The 20,251-nt window shown below is 58.0% G+C and carries 22 protein-coding genes and 5 tRNA genes; 20 read left to right on the forward strand and 7 right to left on the reverse strand.

The genetic code is table 11. The annotated features are described in order from the left end of the window. Window positions 1-129: 129 nt before the first annotated feature. Window positions 130-1,206, forward strand: a complete 1,077-nt coding sequence (gene rlmN / locus ACZ5D1_RS12930; protein WP_011368739.1) for a dual-specificity RNA methyltransferase RlmN — start codon at window positions 130-132, stop codon at window positions 1,204-1,206. A gap of 106 nt (window positions 1,207-1,312) precedes the next feature. Here the strand turns inward: rlmN and ACZ5D1_RS12935 are convergent, their stop codons facing one another. The 4 genes from ACZ5D1_RS12935 to ACZ5D1_RS12950 form a co-directional block, all read right to left on the reverse strand. After that, the gene (locus ACZ5D1_RS12935; protein WP_464555080.1) at window positions 1,313-3,334 is read right to left on the reverse strand and encodes a methyl-accepting chemotaxis protein; all 2,022 of its coding nucleotides are present in this window, start codon (window positions 3,332-3,334) and stop codon (window positions 1,313-1,315) included. Between the two features lie 671 nt (window positions 3,335-4,005). Continuing rightward, complete coding sequence (locus ACZ5D1_RS12940) at window positions 4,006-4,590, reverse strand: hypothetical protein (RefSeq protein ID WP_011368741.1); 585 nt, start codon at window positions 4,588-4,590, stop codon at window positions 4,006-4,008. A 140-nt stretch (window positions 4,591-4,730) separates the two neighbouring features. After that, on the reverse strand, window positions 4,731-6,149 hold the full coding sequence (locus ACZ5D1_RS12945; RefSeq protein WP_234702975.1) for a Y-family DNA polymerase: 1,419 nt from the start codon (window positions 6,147-6,149) through the stop codon (window positions 4,731-4,733). Window positions 6,150-6,230: 81 nt separating this feature from the next. After that, window positions 6,231-6,818: a LexA family protein gene (locus ACZ5D1_RS12950; protein WP_464555082.1), complete on the reverse strand. Its 588-nt coding sequence runs from the start codon at window positions 6,816-6,818 to the stop codon at window positions 6,231-6,233. A 96-nt stretch (window positions 6,819-6,914) separates the two neighbouring features. On the opposite strand from ACZ5D1_RS12950, the gene ACZ5D1_RS12955 reads away from it, so the two are divergent. Genes ACZ5D1_RS12955 through ACZ5D1_RS12970 form a run of 4 tightly spaced genes read left to right on the forward strand, consistent with a single transcriptional unit; the run spans window position 6,915 to window position 9,583 of the window. Further along, entirely contained in the window at window positions 6,915-7,736 is an 822-nt protein-coding gene (locus tag ACZ5D1_RS12955; RefSeq protein ID WP_464555083.1) for an energy-coupling factor transporter transmembrane component T family protein, read from the forward strand. A 46-nt stretch (window positions 7,737-7,782) separates the two neighbouring features. Beyond that, entirely contained in the window at window positions 7,783-8,538 is a 756-nt protein-coding gene (locus ACZ5D1_RS12960) for an urease accessory protein UreH domain-containing protein (protein ID WP_464555085.1), read from the forward strand. Between the two features lie 56 nt (window positions 8,539-8,594). Then, window positions 8,595-9,011, forward strand: coding sequence for a MarR family winged helix-turn-helix transcriptional regulator (locus tag ACZ5D1_RS12965; protein WP_011368746.1), 417 nt, complete (start codon window positions 8,595-8,597; stop codon window positions 9,009-9,011). Further along, window positions 9,011-9,583 (forward strand): manganese efflux pump MntP, encoded by a 573-nt coding sequence (locus tag ACZ5D1_RS12970; RefSeq protein WP_011368747.1) that lies wholly within the window; start codon window positions 9,011-9,013, stop codon window positions 9,581-9,583. Before ACZ5D1_RS12965 ends, ACZ5D1_RS12970 begins: the two co-directional genes overlap by 1 nt. Before the next feature lie 92 nt (window positions 9,584-9,675). On the opposite strand, the gene ACZ5D1_RS12975 is transcribed toward ACZ5D1_RS12970, so the two are convergent. The 3 genes from ACZ5D1_RS12975 to ACZ5D1_RS12985 all read right to left on the reverse strand — a co-directional run bounded on the left by ACZ5D1_RS12975 (window position 9,676) and on the right by ACZ5D1_RS12985 (window position 12,176). Continuing rightward, a complete protein-coding gene (locus ACZ5D1_RS12975; protein ID WP_464555087.1) occupies window positions 9,676-10,875 on the reverse strand; it encodes a carbonic anhydrase in 1,200 nt (399 codons plus the stop codon). 239 nt (window positions 10,876-11,114) lie between these two features. Further along, entirely contained in the window at window positions 11,115-11,330 is a 216-nt protein-coding gene (locus ACZ5D1_RS12980) for a hypothetical protein (protein ID WP_464555089.1), read from the reverse strand. Window positions 11,331-11,426: 96 nt separating this feature from the next. Continuing rightward, window positions 11,427-12,176 carry a TlyA family RNA methyltransferase gene (locus tag ACZ5D1_RS12985; RefSeq protein ID WP_011368750.1) on the reverse strand — a complete coding sequence of 250 codons (750 nt, stop codon included), beginning with the start codon at window positions 12,174-12,176 and terminating at the stop codon, window positions 11,427-11,429. A 220-nt stretch (window positions 12,177-12,396) separates the two neighbouring features. Between ACZ5D1_RS12985 and rpmE the strand changes: the two genes are divergently transcribed. From rpmE to rplK, 15 genes are all read left to right on the forward strand, one after another. Next, entirely contained in the window at window positions 12,397-12,606 is a 210-nt protein-coding gene (rpmE, locus tag ACZ5D1_RS12990) for a 50S ribosomal protein L31 (protein ID WP_011368751.1), read from the forward strand. Between the two features lie 214 nt (window positions 12,607-12,820). After that, a complete protein-coding gene (locus ACZ5D1_RS12995) occupies window positions 12,821-13,744 on the forward strand; it encodes a DUF1385 domain-containing protein (protein WP_148204249.1) in 924 nt (307 codons plus the stop codon). 5 nt (window positions 13,745-13,749) lie between these two features. Then, window positions 13,750-14,823 carry a peptide chain release factor 1 gene (gene prfA / locus ACZ5D1_RS13000; RefSeq protein ID WP_011368753.1) on the forward strand — a complete coding sequence of 358 codons (1,074 nt, stop codon included), beginning with the start codon at window positions 13,750-13,752 and terminating at the stop codon, window positions 14,821-14,823. 2 nt (window positions 14,824-14,825) lie between these two features. Then, window positions 14,826-15,719 (forward strand): peptide chain release factor N(5)-glutamine methyltransferase, encoded by an 894-nt coding sequence (prmC, locus tag ACZ5D1_RS13005; RefSeq protein ID WP_464555091.1) that lies wholly within the window; start codon window positions 14,826-14,828, stop codon window positions 15,717-15,719. A 136-nt stretch (window positions 15,720-15,855) separates the two neighbouring features. Continuing rightward, window positions 15,856-16,773, forward strand: coding sequence for a UDP-3-O-acyl-N-acetylglucosamine deacetylase (gene lpxC / locus ACZ5D1_RS13010; protein WP_011368755.1), 918 nt, complete (start codon window positions 15,856-15,858; stop codon window positions 16,771-16,773). 187 nt (window positions 16,774-16,960) lie between these two features. Beyond that, window positions 16,961-17,036, forward strand: a tRNA-Thr gene (locus tag ACZ5D1_RS13015). A gap of 5 nt (window positions 17,037-17,041) precedes the next feature. Then, window positions 17,042-17,127: transfer RNA gene (locus ACZ5D1_RS13020), tRNA-Tyr, on the forward strand. Window positions 17,128-17,179: 52 nt separating this feature from the next. Continuing rightward, a tRNA-Gly gene (locus tag ACZ5D1_RS13025) sits at window positions 17,180-17,256 on the forward strand. A gap of 36 nt (window positions 17,257-17,292) precedes the next feature. After that, window positions 17,293-17,368: transfer RNA gene (locus ACZ5D1_RS13030), tRNA-Thr, on the forward strand. Between the two features lie 48 nt (window positions 17,369-17,416). Further along, complete coding sequence (tuf, locus tag ACZ5D1_RS13035) at window positions 17,417-18,610, forward strand: elongation factor Tu (protein WP_011368756.1); 1,194 nt, start codon at window positions 17,417-17,419, stop codon at window positions 18,608-18,610. A gap of 4 nt (window positions 18,611-18,614) precedes the next feature. Beyond that, a complete protein-coding gene (rpmG, locus tag ACZ5D1_RS13040) occupies window positions 18,615-18,764 on the forward strand; it encodes a 50S ribosomal protein L33 (protein WP_011368757.1) in 150 nt (49 codons plus the stop codon). Between the two features lie 16 nt (window positions 18,765-18,780). Beyond that, window positions 18,781-18,857, forward strand: a tRNA-Trp gene (locus ACZ5D1_RS13045). Window positions 18,858-18,881: 24 nt separating this feature from the next. Then, window positions 18,882-19,133, forward strand: coding sequence for a preprotein translocase subunit SecE (secE, locus tag ACZ5D1_RS13050; protein WP_011368758.1), 252 nt, complete (start codon window positions 18,882-18,884; stop codon window positions 19,131-19,133). A gap of 11 nt (window positions 19,134-19,144) precedes the next feature. Then, the gene (nusG, locus tag ACZ5D1_RS13055; RefSeq protein WP_011368759.1) at window positions 19,145-19,699 is read left to right on the forward strand and encodes a transcription termination/antitermination protein NusG; all 555 of its coding nucleotides are present in this window, start codon (window positions 19,145-19,147) and stop codon (window positions 19,697-19,699) included. A gap of 57 nt (window positions 19,700-19,756) precedes the next feature. Further along, window positions 19,757-20,179, forward strand: a complete 423-nt coding sequence (gene rplK, locus ACZ5D1_RS13060) for a 50S ribosomal protein L11 (RefSeq protein WP_011368760.1) — start codon at window positions 19,757-19,759, stop codon at window positions 20,177-20,179. The last annotated feature ends 72 nt before the right edge of the window (window positions 20,180-20,251 follow it).

Genomic DNA, 20,251 nt, shown 5'->3' on the forward strand with positions numbered 1-20,251 from the left:
TCTTCCTATATTCCCCCTGTCGACGCCGCCCGTTTTTACCGCGGGCTGCTGCCTTTCCCGTCGTGCCACAGCGCGCCGGGCCGCGGCAGCGCCTGTGCGTCAGCCATTCCACTCACCGGAGAAACAGTCATGGTCGATATTCTGAACCTGACATTTGAAGAGCTTGAAACTTTTCTGGTGGAAAAGCTCGGCGAAAAAAAATTCCGCGCCCGCCAGATATGGCAGTGGCTGTGGAACAAATATGTGCGCGATTTTGACCAGATGACCAATGTATCGAAACAGACCCGCGCACAGCTGAAAGAACACGCCCGCATTTTCTGGCCAGAGGTGGTCACAACCAGCAAAAGTCAGGATGGCACCACAAAATTTCTGCTGCGTCTTGCCGACGGCGCACTTGTGGAAACAGTGCTCATACCCGGTTCACAGGGCAGGATTACCCAGTGTCTTTCCTGTCAGGTGGGCTGCGCCATGGGGTGCACCTTTTGCGCCACCGGCACGCTGGGGTTTGAACGCAACATGACCATGTCTGAAATACTGGGGCAGGTGCTGGTGGCACGCGAATATCTTAACGACGTCGCCGAACGGCCCATCCTGCGCAATCTTGTCTTTATGGGCATGGGTGAACCGCTGCTCAATCTGGACGAAATCATGCGCAGCCTGCACACGCTTAACAGCGAGCTGGGACTGCAGTTTTCTCCGCGGCGCATCACGGTTTCCACCTGCGGGGTAAACCCCGAAGGGCTGCGCAGGCTGGGCGAAAGCGGGCTTGCCTATCTGGCTGTATCACTGCACGCGCCCACGCAGGAACTGCGGCGCACCATCATGCCCAAAGCCGCCCGCTGGGAACTGAATGACTTCATTGAAGCCCTGCAGAGCTACCCGCTGAAAACGCGTGAACGCATAACCTTTGAATATCTGCTGCTGGGCGGGGTCAACGACTCGCTGGAGCACGCAAAACAGCTTGTCCGGCTTGTTTCACGCACCAAGGCAAAGCTCAATCTCATTGTGTACAACCCGTCGGGCGACGAGGCAGACCCTTATGCAGCCCCCACGGAAGAACGCATTCTGGCTTTTGAGCAATACCTGTGGTCAAAGCATGTCACGGCCATCATACGCAAAAGCAAAGGGGCGGACATCAAAGCCGCCTGCGGTCAGCTGAAAGCCGCCGAAACCGGCGGCACCCCCTGCTGCGCGCAGAACGACTGATCCGATGCCGCCCTCTGCGGCACAGCCATAAAAAAGGCTCCGTACCGGCCACCCTGCGGTGCTCCGGTACGGAGTCTTCATATTTCACAGACAGCCGCAGCTCGCGCTACTGTCTTTTAAGCTGCTCAACCACGTTTTGCAGTTCCTGAGCCATACGGGCCACGTTGCTTACCGCTTCGCTGGACTGCGTCATCACCTCGGACGTTTCCGCCGCAATGCGGTTTATTTCTTCCGCACCACGGGCTATCTGCTCGCTGGCGGCAGACTGCTGTTCCGACGCAGTGGCGATGGAGCGCACCTGATCGGCGGTGCTTTCCACCACGGAATGGATGCTGCCCAGTGACTTGCCAGCACGACCGGCAAGTTCTGTCGATTTCAAAACGGCCTCGCCCGCCTTGTCCATTCCTTCAATGTTTTCACGCGTGCCCTGCTGGATGGCGCTTACCGCTGCGCCCACTTCCGAGGTGGCCTGCATGGTCTTTTCGGCCAGTTTACGCACTTCGTCGGCCACCACGGCAAACCCGCGTCCGGCATCGCCCGCACGGGCAGCTTCAATGGCCGCGTTAAGCGCCAGCAGATTTGTCTGGTCGGCTATGTCGCTGATAACGGTCATGATCTTGCCTATACCCTCGGCGTGGTCGCCCAGCGTGTTCAGGCTTTCCTTCAGACTGGTGGCGCGGTTTTTCACCTCGGTGATGGACTGGATAACCGCTTCCACAATCCCCTGTCCCTCTTCGGCATTGTTTCTGGCATTGTCGGCACTTCCTGCAGCTTCCGACGCATTTCTGGCCACTTCCAGCACCGTGGCATTCATTTCTTCTATGGCAGCGGCAGTTTCAGAAGTACGCTCGCGCTGCACATCGCTTCCGCGGCTCGCTTCTTCCACCTGTGCCGCCAGCTGTTCCGACGCCGACGAAAGTGACAGAACCACGTGCTCCAGCTGGGCGGCAGCCTGCAGCATACCTTCGCGCTTGGCATTATCCGCCGCTTTGCGGGCTTCTTCAGCCTCCTGCATGGCCACATTGGCTTTTCTGCTCTGTTCCTCGGCCTCAATGGTCTTGGCTTCCGCCGTCTTAATCATGCTTTTGAGATTCTGCACCATTTTACGCAGCGCATCAGCCAGTACGCCTATTTCGTCCTGCCGCTGAACGTGCAGTGAATGGTCCAGCTGACCTTCGGCAACGGCCTCGGCGTATCCCGCGGTCTCACTCATGGCCCCCGCGATATTGCGCACAATAAGGAACAGAACACCGGCAACAAGCAGTGCCACAATCACGGATATGAGCCGCACGATATTGGCAAGCTCGTAAGCAGCAGAGTAGATGTCATCTTCAAAGGCGGTCACACCCACAACCCAGCCGGTTTCCGGTTCCCGTGAATATACAAGTTCTTTCCACCGGCCATTTTCCTCATGATTCAATTTGCCGGAATCGTTTTTGAGCATTTCTCCGGCCCAGTTCTGCTTCAGCAGATTGGTCATCAGCCGCGAGGAATCAGGATGCGCCAGCACGTTACCGTCGGAGGCCATAATAAATGCGTAGCCTTCCTTTCCTATGGTTACCGGCGCCACAAAGCGTTCCGAAAAGCTGCCCAGTTCCAGCGTACCCAGAAAGACGCCGGCCACTCGGCCGTCACGCATACACGGTACAGACACCACAAAAATCAGGTTACCTGTCAACTGACTTTTCAGCGCGTCTGAAACCACAGGGGTTCCGTTCATGGCTCCCCTGAAGTATTTCCGGCTGCTTATATCAAGCCTGCCGACTTCTTGGGGGTAGGTGCTGGCAATAATATTTCCGTCCGCGTCCGCCAGTTTGACAGCGTCAAAGTCGGGGTAGTTCTTTTTAAACTGCTGCATTTCGCGGGTGACTTCATTCATATCGCCACCTGCAAAAGCCTGTGTAATCTCATCGCGCTGCGCCTGCAGCGTAAGATCGCGTTTGGCATCCTGCACCCAGGTGCCTATAAGTCCGGCCACAGATTCGGAAACCTGTGTCATATGCGCGTTGACGGCCGCGGTGACCGCCTGTTTGGAATATGTCTGGGTAAGCCATGCCGAGGCCCCCATGCCGATAACCAGAATAGTCAGTGTCGGCACCAGAAAGCGTGCCCTGAGATTCATCTTCATTCTATTGCCCCATTGTAAAAAAACATGCTCCTGCCTGACCGCAGAACCGGATCAGACGCTCCTCTCAGCCGCCGCACTCCACGCGGCACCGGCAACACGCAGGCCAATATGCAAGTATAGCCTGCCTGCCGCCTGCTACAACCCTCTTTCACATTATTATTTCACCATGCGGAGAGCAGCGGCAAATAAAGCCGGCCCTGCGGAAGACAGATACCGTCGCAAAGCGCGGACGGTCCCCCCGTCTCACCGGCAGCACAAAAGTGACACCGCATAGTGAATAAGCATACACTCAGCATCTGCCAAGGTGCGGTACCCACTGTATACTAACCGCACATTGTTACATATACATTTTTTTTATAAATACCGGCCATCTGTGCATAGATTATTTTTTATACCCCACTGGTGCAGCCACTGCCTAAACGGCACACACATATTGATTCACAGTTCATGACACCATCAGAATACCGCTTATACGCAACATGTACGCAGCAGCGAACACGCTGTCTCCCTCCTGTGCAGGCATATTTTCGCGCAGACTGTCTGCTCCGGGCTTTTTCGCGTAACTGCCTGCTGCAGCATAAAAACGCGCAGCGGATATCCCACTGCGCATAAAAAAAGCAGCCTGCAAAAGCAGGCCGCCTGAAAATTTACTGAAAAAAAAGAAGTCGTCGTCAGGAAGCGCGGGGCAGCAAAGGCGCATCGCGCAGCAACTGCCGCAGAACATACAGATGCCTGCCGTCCTGCTGTACAAAACTCGTACCCACGGCAATACGGGGAGGCTTGACACTTACATGGCTGGCGTTACAGGGAAAAACTGCGGGGAACCCTGCTTCGGAAGGTGTCATTTCCAGTTCGAAATACGGCAGGGTACCATCGGGAACCTGCCAGACATCCAGCCCCTGTTCCGCCACTTCCAGATATGCGCCGTACATGGAAAGATTTTTTACCACCACCGGCACAGGAGCGCCGGTAAAAGGATACAGCCGCATGACGGCCCGTATCTCCACAACATACCGTTCCGAACGCCGCCGCTCGCCGCCGGCATATTCCCGTACAGGAATCGAAGGTTCCGGTCCTTTGTCATACATAAAAAACGCATCACTGCAGCGGTTCCACAATTCGATGGCGTCTTCCGGTTCCGTCGCACTGGGGCCTATACGTCCGCACCGTCTGCAGACGATGAAACGGAACACACCGTCGTCGGCCAGCGTAAGCTCCCTGCCGTCGCATCCGCCGCATTTTCCGGGTACGGACATATCAATCCTCCTGCCTGTTGCCGTGCTGTTGCCGTGCAGTTGCCGCGCAGTCACCGCGCAGCCGCCGCACCGTACGCAGCGACGGCACAGTGTATACGGCAGCACACGCCATGTCAGGTAGGAACTTCCCCCAAAAAAGCTCAGCGCACAAGCGGCAGTTTTTTCCAGTCCGAAGTGTAGCGGGGCGACAGGTGTTCCTGTTTCATGCTCCACGGCCTTCCCAGACCGGCCGCCGCGTATTCCAGCGTTCCCCTTCCGAAACGTGCATTCACCGCATCGGCCGCCGCCATGAGCCGCCTTCCCCGTTCCAGTCCCCGCCCTGTCCCCTGCAGGGCAGGCAGCATGGAAACCTGACGGGATACCGCAGATTCAAGCCCCGAAAGCATCACGCCGGCCTTCTGGTACCGGTAGCCATCGCGCCATATACTCTCCAGCAGGGCGCGGGCGCGGACTATCAGCTGCGGCGTATGGCTGGTGGGCACCGCAAGCTGCACCTGTGCGCTGTCGGCATAGCGCGGCCCGCCGCCGTGGCGCGGGGTGCTGATCATAACCCCCACGCAGTGCGCTTCAAGCTGTTCGCGCCGCAGTTTTTCGGCGGCCCGTGTCATATAGGCCGTGACAGCTTCGAGCATATGCTCCTTGTGCGTCACCAGTGTGCCGAATGACCGCGAAGAGACAACCGACCTGCGCGACGGCGGCGCATCATCCAGAGGCAGACACGAAATGCCGCGCAGTTCCAGCACGGTGTGCAGACCGGTCACGCTCATGTATCTGCGCACCCTGTCATCCGGTGCATCACGCAGCGCCCGCGCGGTGCGTATGCCCCATGTCCGCAGACGCCCCGCATGGCGCGCCCCCACACCCCACACATCCGTCACGTCCAGCGTTTCCAGCAACGCATCCATAACGTCAGGATCTGTCACTGCTCCAAAGTTGAATACTCCGGCATACCGGAAAGCCGCCGGCACCATGGCCCGGGCTCCGGCATTCTGCTGTTTGCTCAGCCTGTTTGCCAGCTTGGCAAGAGTCTTGGTGCAGCCCAGCCCCACCGACACGGGAATGCCTGTACGCCGGTACACCTCGCGCCGCAGGCACGCCGCATACCGCTCCGGCGACATACCCGGCGGCATGATCAGGCTGTCCAGCCGCATAAAGGCCTCATCAATGGAATACACATGCACATCCGGACAGAAACGCTCCAGCACCCGCATGACGCGTGACGACATATCACCGTACAATGCATAATTGGACGAAAACACGGTCACCCCCGCGGACTCAGCATGTCTGCGCACCTTGAACCACGGGGCCCCCATGGGAATACCCAGAGCTTTAGCCTCTGCCGAGCGTGCAATGATGCAGCCGTCGTTGTTGGACAGCACAACCACGGGGCGGCGGACAAGGTCGGGCCTGAAAACCCGCTCGCAGGAAACATAAAAACTGTTGCAGTCCACAAGCGCATACAACGGACGCCCCTGCCGCTGTGCCGCGGGTGCGGACGGTGTTCCCCCGTCATGCCGCACGCGGGAACAGGCAGCTCTGCCCAGTACGGTCACATCCACAGCCGTCCCTCCTTCACGCACAGGCGCTGCATGCCGGTACTGCCGCAAGTGTAAGCACACCGGCGCGAAGCCCTGAACAGGTCACACCCTGTGCAACACACAGGTTACCACCCCCCAGACGGAAAAATCTTCGCGCCCGCTGACATCAACGGGACTGTAATCCGGATTTTCCGGAACCAGCAGCAGACGGTCTCCTTCTTTTTTCAGCCGCTTTACGGTCAGTTCCCCGTCCAGCACGGCTATCACCACCCGGCCGGTGACAGGCTGCACGGCACGGTCCACCACCAGAATATCTCCGGCCCAGATACCGGCATCGCGCATGGATTCACCGTGGACGCGCACATAAAATGTCGATTCGGGGTTACGCACCAGATATTCGTTCAGGTCCAGCCGCCTGTCTATGTAATCGTCTGCCGGTGAAGGAAAACCGGCCGCCACGCAGGACAGCATAAGCGGTCTGTCCGCTGCGGCATGACGGATTTTCTCCGCCCCCTCATGCTGCGGTACCGCACCCGCCAGCATATGCAGACCGTCAGCACCGCCGGTGTGCGCATGTGCCGGAACGGCGTCACGGGTGCGGGAAGGCCGCAATGCATGCGCCGCCGGTATCTTTTCCGCAAAAAGCTTGACCCCGTAAGGCTGTTGGGGCAGTCCGCTGTGGTACGACATGTCATCCTCCGGTATTTGCGTGCTTCGGCACAACAGCATATCCTCCGGCTCACCTCAGACAAGTACCGGCAACGCATTGCCCGGACGGGACACCGCATGAACACTTTTCCGGCACCGCACCTTCAGCAGCAGACAGACCGCAACACCCCGCCTCCACGGCAGATTCCCCTTTACCGGCTGGACCCGCGCGCCCGGCTGCTCTGCGCAGGCACGCTGGGCGTACTGGTGTGGCAGGCTCCGCCCCTTGCCGTGGCTGCCTATGCACTGCTGGTGGCTGCCCTGTTTCTTTTTTCCGGCACGGCCACCCGCGCGGGATTTTCCATGGCCCGGCCGTATCTCTGGTTTGTGCTGTTATGGGCTGGCGTAAAGCTGGCGGCAGACACTGCCGGACTGGGCCCCGCGGCACAGGCGACCGCACTGCCCGCAGCAGACCGGCTGCTGGAAGCCCTGCCTCAGGCAGGCCTGATGGCTCTGCGTCTGATGGTGCTCATCGGCATAGGGCTGCTGCTGACGCTGACAGGCTCTCCCCGCTCTCTGGGACTGGCCATGGCATGGTTTCTGAAACCCGTGCTCGGGCGGCGGGCATGGCATGCAGCGCTGTCTCTGGCCCTCATGGTGCACTTTCTTCCGCTTATTCAAAAAACAGTGGCGCAGGTTCGTCAGGCCATACGTCTGCGTGCGCCCCGCTGTACGGCTGTGCGCCGGTGGCTGCTCATCCCGCAGGCCACCCTGCGCGTCATGAGCCAGAAAACATGGGCCCAGACCGTGGCCGTGGCGGCAAGAGGGCTGGACTCTCCGGATGCGTGGGAGCCGGACTTTCCCCGCCAGCCCGGGGCATGGTGCCTGTGCGGTCTGTTCCTTCTGCTTGCTGCCGCGCCTGTGTGGCTGCCATTTTGTCTTGACTTTCAAATTTTTTAATATCAATTCATTTTGAAAGCCAAACAAAACTTACAAAGGTACACCTATGGACACAATTTTTCTGGTGGCGCTGCAAAGCAGTCTGTTTCTGGGCCTGATACACGGAGTAAACCCCTGCGGCCATTCATGGGTTGTGCTGGCCCCGTTTGTGGCGGGCGAACACAGAGGCAGCCGTGTTGCGCTGCTCACCGCGTCGTTTTTCGGCGGCACCGCACTGGCATGTCTGGCCATCGGGGCATCGCTGGGAGCGGTTTCTGCCGGTATTCCCCAGCATATCAAAGAAGTGACCGACACGGTCACGGCGCTGGTGCTTGTCGTGCTGGGGCTGGTGCTGATCATAAAACCCGGCCTGCTGCACAGTCACAGCCATGAGCACGGGGACGGTCATGAACATCACCATGACCATGACCATGCCCATCATCATGAACATAACGGGAAAGACCACCACGGGCACAGCCGCGAAGGCAGTGCGTGCTCCTGCTCCGCACCGGCTCTTTCGCGCTGGCAAAAGGCAGGGGCGGCCGGTCTGTTTGTCATCGGCTTCATGAACATGATCGTACCGTGCCCCACGGTGGCCATCATGTACAAATACGCGCTCGACTCCGGCAGCATCGGCGCCAGCACGGCCGTTTTTGCCAGTTATGCACTGGGTACCGGTCTCAGCCTTGCCGTTGTCATATTTGCCATCTATAAGGTGACCACCATGATGCGCACCCTGCGCAGACCGTGGGTGGAACCGCTTATCATGCGCACAGCCGGTGCGCTGACGGTATTTTTCGGCGTATTCAGCTATTTTCATTAACATTCAACACAGAAACCGCGTTGTCACCGGCATTGCGGCATATCTGGCAGGGCATAATGACTGCTTCTTCAGACCTCAATCACGCCATTGTCGAATTTTATGAAAAGCTTTCTTCATGGGAGCACTGCGTTGTGCGGGACAAGGGACTTACCCTGCCCCAGATGCACACGCTGGAAATTCTGGGCATACACCGCGCCATGCGCATGAAAGAACTGGCATCAAAAATGGGGGTGACCACAGGCACACTGACCGTGCTGGTGGACAGGCTGGAAGAGAGAGGTCTGGTGCAACGCAGCCCGCACATGACGGACCGCCGGTCCATCATGGTGGAACTGACCGACAGCGGCCGTACCGAATTTGAAGAACACGACCGCCTGCACATACGGCTGACAGAAGAAATCTGCGCCGGATTGTCCGATGAAGACAAAGACGCTCTGCTGCGCTGTCTGCTTTCCATGAACAGGATGTTCTGATGGAAACACCGGCACTGCTTGCACTGGCTGTGGCGCTGGCCATGGATGCACTGGCGGTGGCTGTGGCCACCGGATGCAGATTACGCACGGTATCGGCCCGTCAGACGCTTCGTCTGGCATGGCATTTCGGCCTTTTTCAGGCTGCCATGCCCATTGCGGGGTGGTTTATGGGACAGGGCATACGAAGCTTTGTGGATGCCTGGGCGCACTGGATAGCCTTCGGCCTGCTGGCGTTCATCGGGCTGAAAATGCTCAAGGAAGCCTTTGAACACGACGACGCGGAATGCGGCATGGCCGACCCCACCAGAGGAACGTCGCTCATCATGCTTTCCGTGGCCACCAGCATAGACGCGCTGGCCGTGGGCGTAACACTTTCCATGCTGGGGCTGTCCATATGGATGCCCGCCGCGGTCATCGGGCTTGTCTGTCTGGGGCTGACCGCCGCAGGTGTGCAGCTGGGCAGAGTACTGGCCGCGTCATCAGCGCTTTCGCGGTATGCGGAAATACTGGGCGGCGCAGTGCTGCTGGGTATTGGTTTTAAAATTCTGCACGAAAGCGGCGTGTTCGGCTGACCATTCCCGTGCTGTCAGCGGCATGAACGACACAAAAACGCCGGACTCCTCTGCGGAGTCCGGCGTTTTATCTGTATACGGAACCGGCGGGGCTACTGCTGCGCCTGAGCGGCCTGTGCAGCCAGTGCAGCGGCTTCGGCGGCACGGGCGGCTTCTCCCGCGGCCTCGGCAGCCTTTGCGGCAGCTTCGGCGGCTACCTGTGCGGCCTTGCCCGCCATTTCAGCCTGTTCCAGCGCAGCCTGTGCATGAATGGCCATGGTGTCGCGGGCCATCTGACCGGGGCAGGGCACTGCGGCTTCCTGCGTCACGGTCTCTTCGCCTGCGTCTGTGGCGTTGGCCGCGGGAACCTCAACGGCTTCAACGGTTTCAACCTCTGCGCCGGAACCGGAAGAGCCGGCGGCGTCTTCTGCAGCATCAGCAGCGTGTTCAGCTTCGGATACGGCCTGTTCATTTTCTGCTGCAGCAGCGGGCGCGCCGTCATGGTCCGGCTGTGCGGCGCCGGCCACGGAAGCCATGGCTTCCGTCGCACGGGCGGGGTCTGCTTCCACTGCGGCAAGAATTTCATCCACGCGGGCGGCGGGCAGCCATTCAACCTTGCCGGTGGACACATCGTATACGGCTCCGACAACAGCCACCTTGCCGGATTTTACCAGATCTCTGGTGGCGGGGCTCAGCATGAAAAGATTACGGATGTTCTGCCAGACATTATTTTCAATGCCGAAGGGCACCAGATCCGCACCGTGCACATCGGGGTGTTCCTGCATGGCCTGCTGCACGGCAGGAATGACGGGCTTGACCAGACCGGGGATATTGCGTTCCAGCGCATGACCGTGTCCTTCCAGCGCTGCGGTCACGGCGGTCACGGCACCACACTGGGTATGTCCCAGCACCACCAGCACAGGGGTTTTCACATGGGCCAGACCATATTCAATGGAACCGGCTTCGTCGCCCTGCACTACGTTGCCGGCCACACGCACTACAAAAATATCCATGACTCCGGCATCAAACAGGCGTTCCACGGGCACGCGTGAGTCAGAACAAGCCAGTACTGTGGCGTATGCATGATCGCCCTGACTTTCCGTGCCGGCCTGCGCCAGACGCACGGCATCAGTCCGGGGGTGCACAGCTTCGCCGGCTGCAAAACGTTCGTTGCCCTGTCTGAGGGCTTTCAGCGCAGCTTCGGGCGTACGTTCCACCGTGCTGTCACTGCTGCACGAAAACGCACCGAAAATAAGAAACAAAGCCACCAGCCCAAGGGCAGCCAGCAGGGTTTTCCGCGATTTGAAAATCATGCCTCTCTCCTTCATTCATGCTGTATTGTGTGTGTCGGAAATGCTGTCCGCGCCACCCCGGATGCCGCCGGAGGGTGGCCGCCGCGAAAAACAGAAAACGACCTGTTCTCCGGCCTCCTGCGCATGACGCAGCATGATGCAACGTGGCGGTATTGCAGCAGGAGACAAAAAACTCATACTATTCCTGCTGCATCTGGGCAATCAGTTTGCGCAGGCATGCGGCCATGCCGGAAGATCATTCACGGCGGCAGCGGATTCCGCCCGCCTGTCTGCCCGGCGTCTCCATGGCCTCTTTCAGGCTTTCCGCTTCCGTCTGGAATCATGCCGTCCATCTGCATGGAAAAGGAAATGTCGTGGGTGGAACCGGTAACATACAGGGAAAGACCGGCCAGAGCCGCTGATACCAGCAGAATGGCCACCAGTGAAAGCTCTGTCGCTATACTGCGGATACGCATTGCCGCCTCCTGCCTGACAATCAAAGAATATGGCAGGAATCATACGGCAAAACCGGCGTGAGGCTCAAAGACGAGGCAGCTGGCCCCGCAATGTTATCATGGCAGCCGCAGGCAGGCGATGTATTCCTGATTGCCCTTCGGCCCTTTGATGGCCGAAGGCACCACACCCTGCACGGTCAGCCCCAGCTGGTCGCGGGCAAAGTCGAGCACTTTGTCCACCGCCTGCCTGCGCAGTGCCTCATCGCGCACAACGCCTTTGACGGTCTGACCGGCTCCCACCTCGAACTGCGGCTTGACAAGCGCAGCCACCACTCCTCCCTTGCGCAGAAAACGCAGGCAGGCGGGCAGAATGAGCGTAAGCGAAATGAACGAAACATCCGCCACGATAATATCTACCTGTTCCGGCAGCAGATCGTCCGGCGCCGTCCGCAGGTTGACCCCTTCCATGCTTACCACGCGGCTGTCGGAGCGCATGCGCTCGTGCAGCTGGTTTTTACCCACATCAACTGCATACACCCGCGCCGCCCCGTGCTGCAGCAGACAGTCGGTGAAGCCGCCGGTGGAAGCACCCGCATCCAGCGCCACCATACCCTGCACATCCAGTCCGAATGTCTCTATGGCGGTAAGCAGCTTGTACGCGCCGCGGCTGACAAACCGCTCCACACCTTTCAGCTCCATATGCCAGCAGGCGTCATAGCGCGTGCCCGGCTTGCCCACCGGTTCAGGCTCTGCCCCGGGGCGCAGCACATACACCTTGCCCGCCATGATAAGCCGTTTGGCCTGTTCGCGGCTTTCTGCCAGTCCCTGTTCATAAACCAGTTGATCTGCGCGTTCCTTACGGGGCATACTCTTTCCTTGACAATCATCGTTTTCGGGCTTAGGTGCTGCAGGCGCAGCTGCGTGAAAAAATCTGCACGCCACCTCTGTGCGCGGCACAGGGTAACAGTGCAGAACGCCGCTGACTACTACACCAGCACGGTGGGGGGCTCAAGAAAAAAGCTTGCCAACATCGCCGCAGAAGCGTATTGGCAACGGTTCAGCACTTCCCGTGTTAAGGAGAATTTTCATGAAAGACAATATCCATCCCACCGTGTACAAGGCCAAACTCGTATGCGCCTGCGGCAACGAAATCGACACCACCTCCACCAAGGGTGAAGTGGTAAACGTGGAAATCTGCTCCAGCTGCCACCCGTTCTACACCGGCAAGCAGCGCTTTGTGGACACCGCCGGCCGTATTGACCGTTTCCGCAAAAAATACGCCAAGTTCAGCAAGTAGCACGTTTTCCCAGCCGACAAAGAGGTTGCCGGCCTCGCCGGTCGGTGATTCTTCCTCCCCGGGCATACGCGCACGCGTGTTCCCGGGGAGAAGCATTCCTAGCCTGCTTCACGCGGGGGAAAACGTGATACAGAATACCCGCCGTTTTTCCGGCGCTCTCGGCCGTCTGCTCCTTTCCCGTTCCGCCTGCACCACCGTCGGCGGTCAGGCCGTCATGGAAGGAGTGATGATGCGCAGCAAAGAGCGTCTTGCCATTGCTGTACGTCGCCCCGACGGCACCATTGTAGTGGAACGCCGTCCGTGGTTCAGCCTTACCCGCACGTCATGGCTCGCCCGTCCGTGGGTCCGCGGTTTTCCTATTCTGGTGGAAACCATGGTCAACGGTATAAAAGCTCTCAACTTTTCCGCCATGCAGGCAGCTGAAGGCGGCGAAGAGGAAGAAGAGCTCAAGCCGTGGCATCTTGTTGCCACACTGGCTGTTTCCATTGCCATGGCACTGGGGCTTTTCGTTGTGCTGCCGCACCTTTTCACCATGTGCATGACATGGCTGGGGCTGGCCGGCGAGGTGGAAGGCGTTTCGTTCCACATATGGGACGGCCTTTTCAAGTTTTTGATATTTATAGGCTATATACTGGCCATATCCTTTGTGCCAGATATCCGCAGAGTGTTTCAGTATCACGGTGCGGAGCACAAGGTCATATGGGCCTACGAACAGGGCGGGCCGGTCACCCCCTCTTCCGCCATTCTGCGCAGCCGGCTGCACCCGCGATGCGGCACCACGTTTCTGCTTTTTGTGCTGTCCATATCCATCATACTGCATACGGTTCTCGTACCGCTTATTCTCATGGTCTGGACACCCGCAGGCACCGTGCCCAAGCATGCATTCATCATTGCAGTCAAGCTGCTGCTGATGCTGCCCATCAGCGCCATGGCGTACGAAATAATCAAAGTGGCAGCACGGCTTGAGGGCACCATTACCGGCAGAATACTGAGCGCCCCCGGCATGCTGCTGCAGATGCTGACCACGCACGAACCGGACGAACGCCAGATAGAAGTGGCCATAGTGGCGCTGCGCGAAGCACTGGGCCCGGACGCCGGTGAAGAAATCACGACGCCAGAATACACCTATTCGGAGTAATTTCGATGTTTGCCAAGCTTGAGCACCTGGAACGTCAGTTTGAAGATCTGGAGCAGCAGCTCAGTTCGCCGGAAGTTTTCGGCGATCAGGAACGCTACCGCAAACTGACAAAAGCACACTCCGATCTCAAAGAGATTGTGGAGGTTTTCCGCGTCTACCGCCAGCTGAATGAAGAACTGGCAGGTAACAAGGAAATGCTGCGTGACAGCGACCCCGAAATTCAGGCCATGGCCAGAGAGGAAATAGACGCCATTGAAAAGCGTCTGCCCGAAATGGAACATGAGCTGAAGCTGCTGCTGCTGCCCAAGGACCCGCTGGATGAAAAGAACGTGGTTCTGGAAATACGGGCCGGCACCGGCGGTGAAGAAGCAGCCCTGTTCGCTGCCGACCTTTTCCGCATGTACCTGCGCTATGCCGAAGACATGGGCTGGCGCGTGGAAGTGCTGAGCAGCTCGGAAACCGACTCCGGCGGCTTCAAGGAAATTATCGGGCTTATTTCCGGCGATAAAGTTTACAGCCGCATGAAATTTGAATCCGGAACCCACAGAGTGCAGCGCGTGCCCGCCACCGAAACGCAGGGGCGTATCCATACGTCCGCAGCCACGGTTGCCGTTATGCCCGAAGCCGACGAAGTGGAACTGGACATGAAGCCCGAAGATCTGCGTTTTGACGTCTACCGTTCTTCCGGCCCCGGCGGCCAGTCTGTGAACACCACCGACTCCGCCGTGCGCGTGACGCATATCCCCACGGGCATCACCGTGGCGTGTCAGGATGAAAAATCGCAGCACAAAAACAAGGCGAAAGGGCTTAAGATTCTTGCCTCCCGCCTGCTGCAGGCTCAGGAAGACAAACGGCACGAAGAACTGGCAGAACAGCGCCGCAGCCTTGTGGGCACGGGAGACAGATCGGGCCGCATACGCACCTACAATTTCCCGCAGGGGCGCATAACTGACCACCGTATCAACCTCACCCTGTACAAGCTGGACGCGTTCATGGAAGGTCAGATAGGCGACATGCTCGATGCCCTGATCACCCACGCTCAGACCGAAGCTCTCAAGGCGCAGGCCAACGTGCATTAACCATGTGCACCAGCGTTACCCCCGCTTCCCGCACCATCCGCGACACTCTTACCGCCTTCTCGGCCCTGCTGGCCGGGAAGGCGGTTGATTCTCCGCGGCTTTCCGCCGAGCTGCTGCTTGCGCACGTGCTGCGCACCGACAGGCTGCAGCTGCTTGTCCGGCGCGGGCACATGCTGACAGAAAAAGAATACGCACAGGCGGAAAAACTCATCCTGCGCAGAGCGGCGGGAGAACCTGTGGCCTACCTGACGGGCAGCCGCGAATTCTACGGCAGGGAATTTGCTGTCTCGACGGACACGCTCATCCCCCGTCCGGACACAGAGCTGCTGATAGACACGCTGAAAAAGGAATACCCGCCGCACGCCGCACTGCGGTTTGCCGATCTGGGCACCGGCAGCGGATGCATTGCCGTCAGCGTTGCAGCCGAGATGCCCTCGGCGCACGGCACTGCGGTGGATATCAGCTCCGGAGCGCTGCACACCGCCAGGGAAAACGCGGCACGGCACCGCGTTGCCGACAGGGTAGCCTTTGTGCAGGCAGACTTCACCTCACCTCTTTTCCGACCCGCATCATTCGACGTGGTGCTTTCCAATCCGCCCTATGTCAGCGCCACGGAATACGAGACGCTCAGCCCCGAAGTGCGCTGCCACGAACCGCAAAGGGCGCTGGTACCTGACACGCCGGCTTCCACCGGGCTGGAACACGCGGCGGCCCTGCTGCCGCTGGCTTTCGGCTGGCTGAAACCGGGAGGACTCTTCCTTATGGAATTCGGCTGGAAACAAGGCCCCGACATCATGGCCATGGTCAAAGCGCAACATGGACAGTGGACCGTTGCGGTCATCCTGCAGGACCTTGCGGGCAGAGACAGAGCCTTGTACGCACGTCGCTGTGATTGATGTAAAAAAACCACATGGTGTAAAAAACACACAGTTGCGGCACAGCCTGCCTGAAAAAACATCCTATAAAATCAGCAGCCTATAACCAACACCGCAACGGCACGATTATTGCTTTATCGATGGCACCGGAGGGTTTATGAACCAGACCACCATCAAAAAAACCATCGGATGCTCGGGCATCGGACTGCACAGCGGCAAAGTGGTCAGACTGACACTGCGCCCCGCCCCCGAAGACACCGGCATCGTATTTCATATCCGCACAGAAGACGGCGTACACCGCCTTACCCCCAGACCTGACGATGTCATCGCCACCGGTCTTGCCACCACACTGGGCCTCAACGGCTCGTCCGTAGCCACGGTGGAACATCTGCTGGCCGCCATACGCGGCATGCAGATTGACAACATCCAGATAGACATCGAAGGCAACGAAATCCCCATCATGGACGGCAGCGCCGCATCTTTCGTTTTTCTGCTGAAGGATGCAGGCATCGCGCGGCAGAACAAGCCGCGACAGGTCTACCGCATCAAAAAGCCGGTGACCTACGAACGTGACGGCAAGTGGATAAAAGCCGCACCGCATGACGGACTGCGCATCGAATACACCATAGAATTCGACCACCCGGCCATCGGCAGACAGTCCATGGACATCGAAGTCACCCCCGAAGCATTCGCGGGCATCATCGCCAAAGCACGCACATTCGGCTTTCTGCGCGAAGTGGAGTACCTGCACAGCAACGGTCTGGCGCTGGGCGGCTCTCTGGACAACGCCATAGTTCTGGATGAATACAATGTGCTCAACGAAGACGGCCTCCGGTTCGATGACGAGTTCGTGCGCCATAAAATTCTCGACTTCATCGGAGACATGGCACTGCTGGGCGCCCCGCTGCAGGGGCATTTTCAGGTTCATTGCTCCGGCCATGCCCTTAATAACGGCTTTTTGCGCACCATAAGCGAGCACGAAGAACTCTACCTGAAAAGAGTGGAACTCTCGGAAACGGCACAGCGCGAGCACGCCGTTGAGGCCGCACCCGCAGGAACGCCTGTAGCTGCTTAGCCGTACTCCGGTACAATGCACAGAAAAAAGCCGTCCGTCGCCGGACGGCTTTTTCAATATCCGGAACCGGCCACCATAAAAAAGTGAACAAAAACAGCCTCAATACATCAAAAAACAAAAAAAACGCAATTTCCTGCATTTTTCGCTTGCGTTTTCTTCGGGGCACGTATAGATACTCAACCTCGTTGCTGGCGTAGCTCAACTGGCAGAGCAGCTGATTTGTAATCAGCCGGTTGCGGGTTCGAGTCCCATCGCCAGCTCCATAAGTGGAGGGGTTCCCGAGTGGCCAAAGGGAACAGACTGTAAATCTGTCGTCGGAAGACTTCGGAGGTTCAAATCCTCCCCCCTCCACCACCCTAAGCTCAAGAGCTGTAGGAGACGTAAGTCGGAGAACTACGGCACAATAGCGGGAATAGCTCAATTGGCTAGAGCATCAGCCTTCCAAGCTGAGGGTTGCGAGTTCGAGTCTCGTTTCCCGCTCCATCCAGCCAGAGTTCTCCCTATAGCTATTTACGATTGGCCCACGTAGCTCAGTAGGTAGAGCGCGTCCTTGGTAAGGACGAGGTCAGCAGTTCAATTCTGCTCGTGGGCTCCATATTTTTTTTAGTTCCTAACTGAAAAAAAACGCCAGGGAGAATTACTCATGGGTAAGGAAAAATTTGAACGTACTAAGCCGCATGTTAACATCGGCACCATCGGTCACATCGACCACGGCAAAACCACTCTGACCGCAGCAATCACCAAGATTGCCAGCCTCAAGATGGGTTCCAAAGCAGTTGCCTACGACGAAATCGACAAGGCTCCTGAAGAAAAGGAACGCGGTATCACCATTGCTACCGCTCACGTGGAATACGAGACCACTCTGCGTCACTATGCCCACGTGGACTGCCCCGGTCACGCTGACTACATCAAGAACATGATCACCGGTGCTGCTCAGATGGACGGCGCAATCATCGTTGTTGCCGCCACCGACGGTCCCATGCCCCAGACCCGTGAGCACATCCTGCTTGCCCGTCAGGTCGGCGTGCCCAGCATCGTCGTGTTCCTGAACAAGTGCGACATGGTTGACGACGAAGAACTGCTCGAACTGGTTGAGCTTGAAGTTCGCGAACTGCTGTCCAGCTACGACTTCCCCGGCGACGACACCCCGGTTATCCGTGGTTCCGCCCTGAAGGCTCTGGAATGCGACAGCGCAGACGATGACGCTGCAAAGCCCATCCTTGAGCTGCTGGATGCATGCGACAGCTACATCCCCGAGCCCGAGCGCGACACCGACAAGCCCTTCCTGATGCCCATCGAAGACGTGTTCTCGATCTCCGGCCGCGGTACCGTTGTTACCGGCCGTGTTGAGCGTGGCATTATCAAGGTCGGCGAGCAGATCGAAATCGTTGGTATCAAAGATACCATGACCACCACCTGCACCGGTGTTGAAATGTTCCGCAAGCTGCTTGACCAGGGTCAGGCCGGCGACAACGTGGGCGTGCTGCTGCGCGGTGTGAAGCGTGATGATGTTGAGCGTGGTCAGGTTCTGGCTGCTCCCAAAAGCATCACTCCTCACAAGAAGTTCAAGGCAGAAGTGTACGTGCTCTCCAAGGAAGAAGGCGGCCGTCATACTCCGTTCTTCTCCGGCTACCGTCCCCAGTTCTACTTCCGTACCACTGATATCACCGGTATCATCGGTCTGGAAGAAGGCGTGGAAATGGTTATGCCCGGTGACAACGCCACCTTCATCGTGGAACTCATTCACCCCGTCGCCATGGAACAGGGCCTGCGCTTCGCTATCCGCGAAGGTGGCCGTACCGTAGGCGCAGGTGTTGTTTCCGAGATTCTGGAGTAATATCATGCGCGTGAATATTCAGCTGGCCTGCACCGAGTGCAAGCGGCGCAATTACGCGACTAATAAGAACAAGAAGAACACTACCGGCCGTCTGGAAGTGAAAAAGTATTGCCCTTGGGATAAGAAGCATACTCTTCACCGCGAGACCAAGTAGGTAGTCTTCATAACGCAGGGCAGTAGCTCCAACGGCTAGAGCGGCGGTCTCCAAAACCGCATGTTGGGGGTTCGAATCCCTCCTGCCCTGCCATTTCTTCTTGAGTTAGAGGCGATCATGGCGAAAAAACATCACAAGGCTGAAAAAGCTAGCGCCGACGCCGCTAACACCGGTGTGGGTTCCAAGCTCACTCAGTTCAAAGAATTCCTCGAAGAATCCAAAGTCGAGATTCGCAAGGTCACCTGGCCTTCACGAAAAGAGACTACGGCCACCAGCATCGCTGTTCTGGTCCTGGTCTTTGTCATGTCCCTTTTTCTTGGAATCGTGGATCTTGGCCTCACTCGGATCGTGGAATTCATTCTTTCCTAGCGGGGGTTCCAATGACCGAGCCGACCACTCCCCAAACCAAAGCCCGCTGGTACATCGTCCACACCTATTCCGGCTTTGAGCAGCGCGTCGAGCAGACGATCAGGCAGATGATCCGCACCGGCGAAGCGCAAGACCTCATCGAAGAAGTCGTTGTTCCCACCGAAAAGGTTATCGAACTGGTCAAGGGCGAAAAACGCACCTCGACGCGCAAGTTCTACCCCGGTTACATCATGGTCAAAATGATCATGACCGACTTCTCCTGGCACCTTGTGCAGAACATCAATCGCGTTACCGGGTTTGTCGGCGGCAAAAACCGCCCCACCCCCATGCGAGACAGTGAAGCCGAGCGCATTCTGGCCATGATGGAGTCCCGCCAGGAACAGCCGAGACCCAAGTTCAACTTTGAACGCGGTGACGATGTCAGGGTCATAGACGGCCCGTTCGGCGGCTTCAACGGCGTAGTGGAAGACGTTAATTACGACAAGGGCAAGCTGAGGGTGTCCGTATCCATCTTCGGCCGCCAAACACCTGTTGAGCTGGATTTCGTTCAGGTCAACAAGGGTTAGTGACACCGATGCGATTCACCGTTCACCCGAACGGTGATACCCATAGAGGTTACAGCAATGGCTAAGAAAGAAATAGCAAAGATCAAACTTCAGATTCAGGCAGGCGCAGCGAATCCCTCTCCGCCTGTTGGCCCCGCACTGGGTCAGCACGGCCTGAACATCATGGAGTTCTGCAAGGCGTTCAACGCCCGGACTCAGGATCAGAAAGGCATGGTGATTCCCGTAGTGATCACCGCATATGCCGACCGTTCCTTCACGTTCATCACCAAAACTCCCCCCGCCTCGGTTCTGCTGGCCAAGGCCGCCAAGGTCGCCAAGGGTTCCGGAGAACCCAACAAGACCAAGGTCGGTTCCGTGACCATGGAACAGGTGGAAGAAATCGCCAAGTTGAAGATGCCTGACCTTTCTGCCAAAGATCTGCCCGGTGCCGTGAAAACGATCGCAGGTACCGCACGCAGCATGGGCATTGACGTCAAGTAGCATTCCTTAATCAACATTACTGCCGCTTGCCGGATACTCCGGCATTTTATTCCAGTGATCAAGCGGCAGGAG

It is taken from the genome of Oleidesulfovibrio vietnamensis (assembly GCF_055388115.1).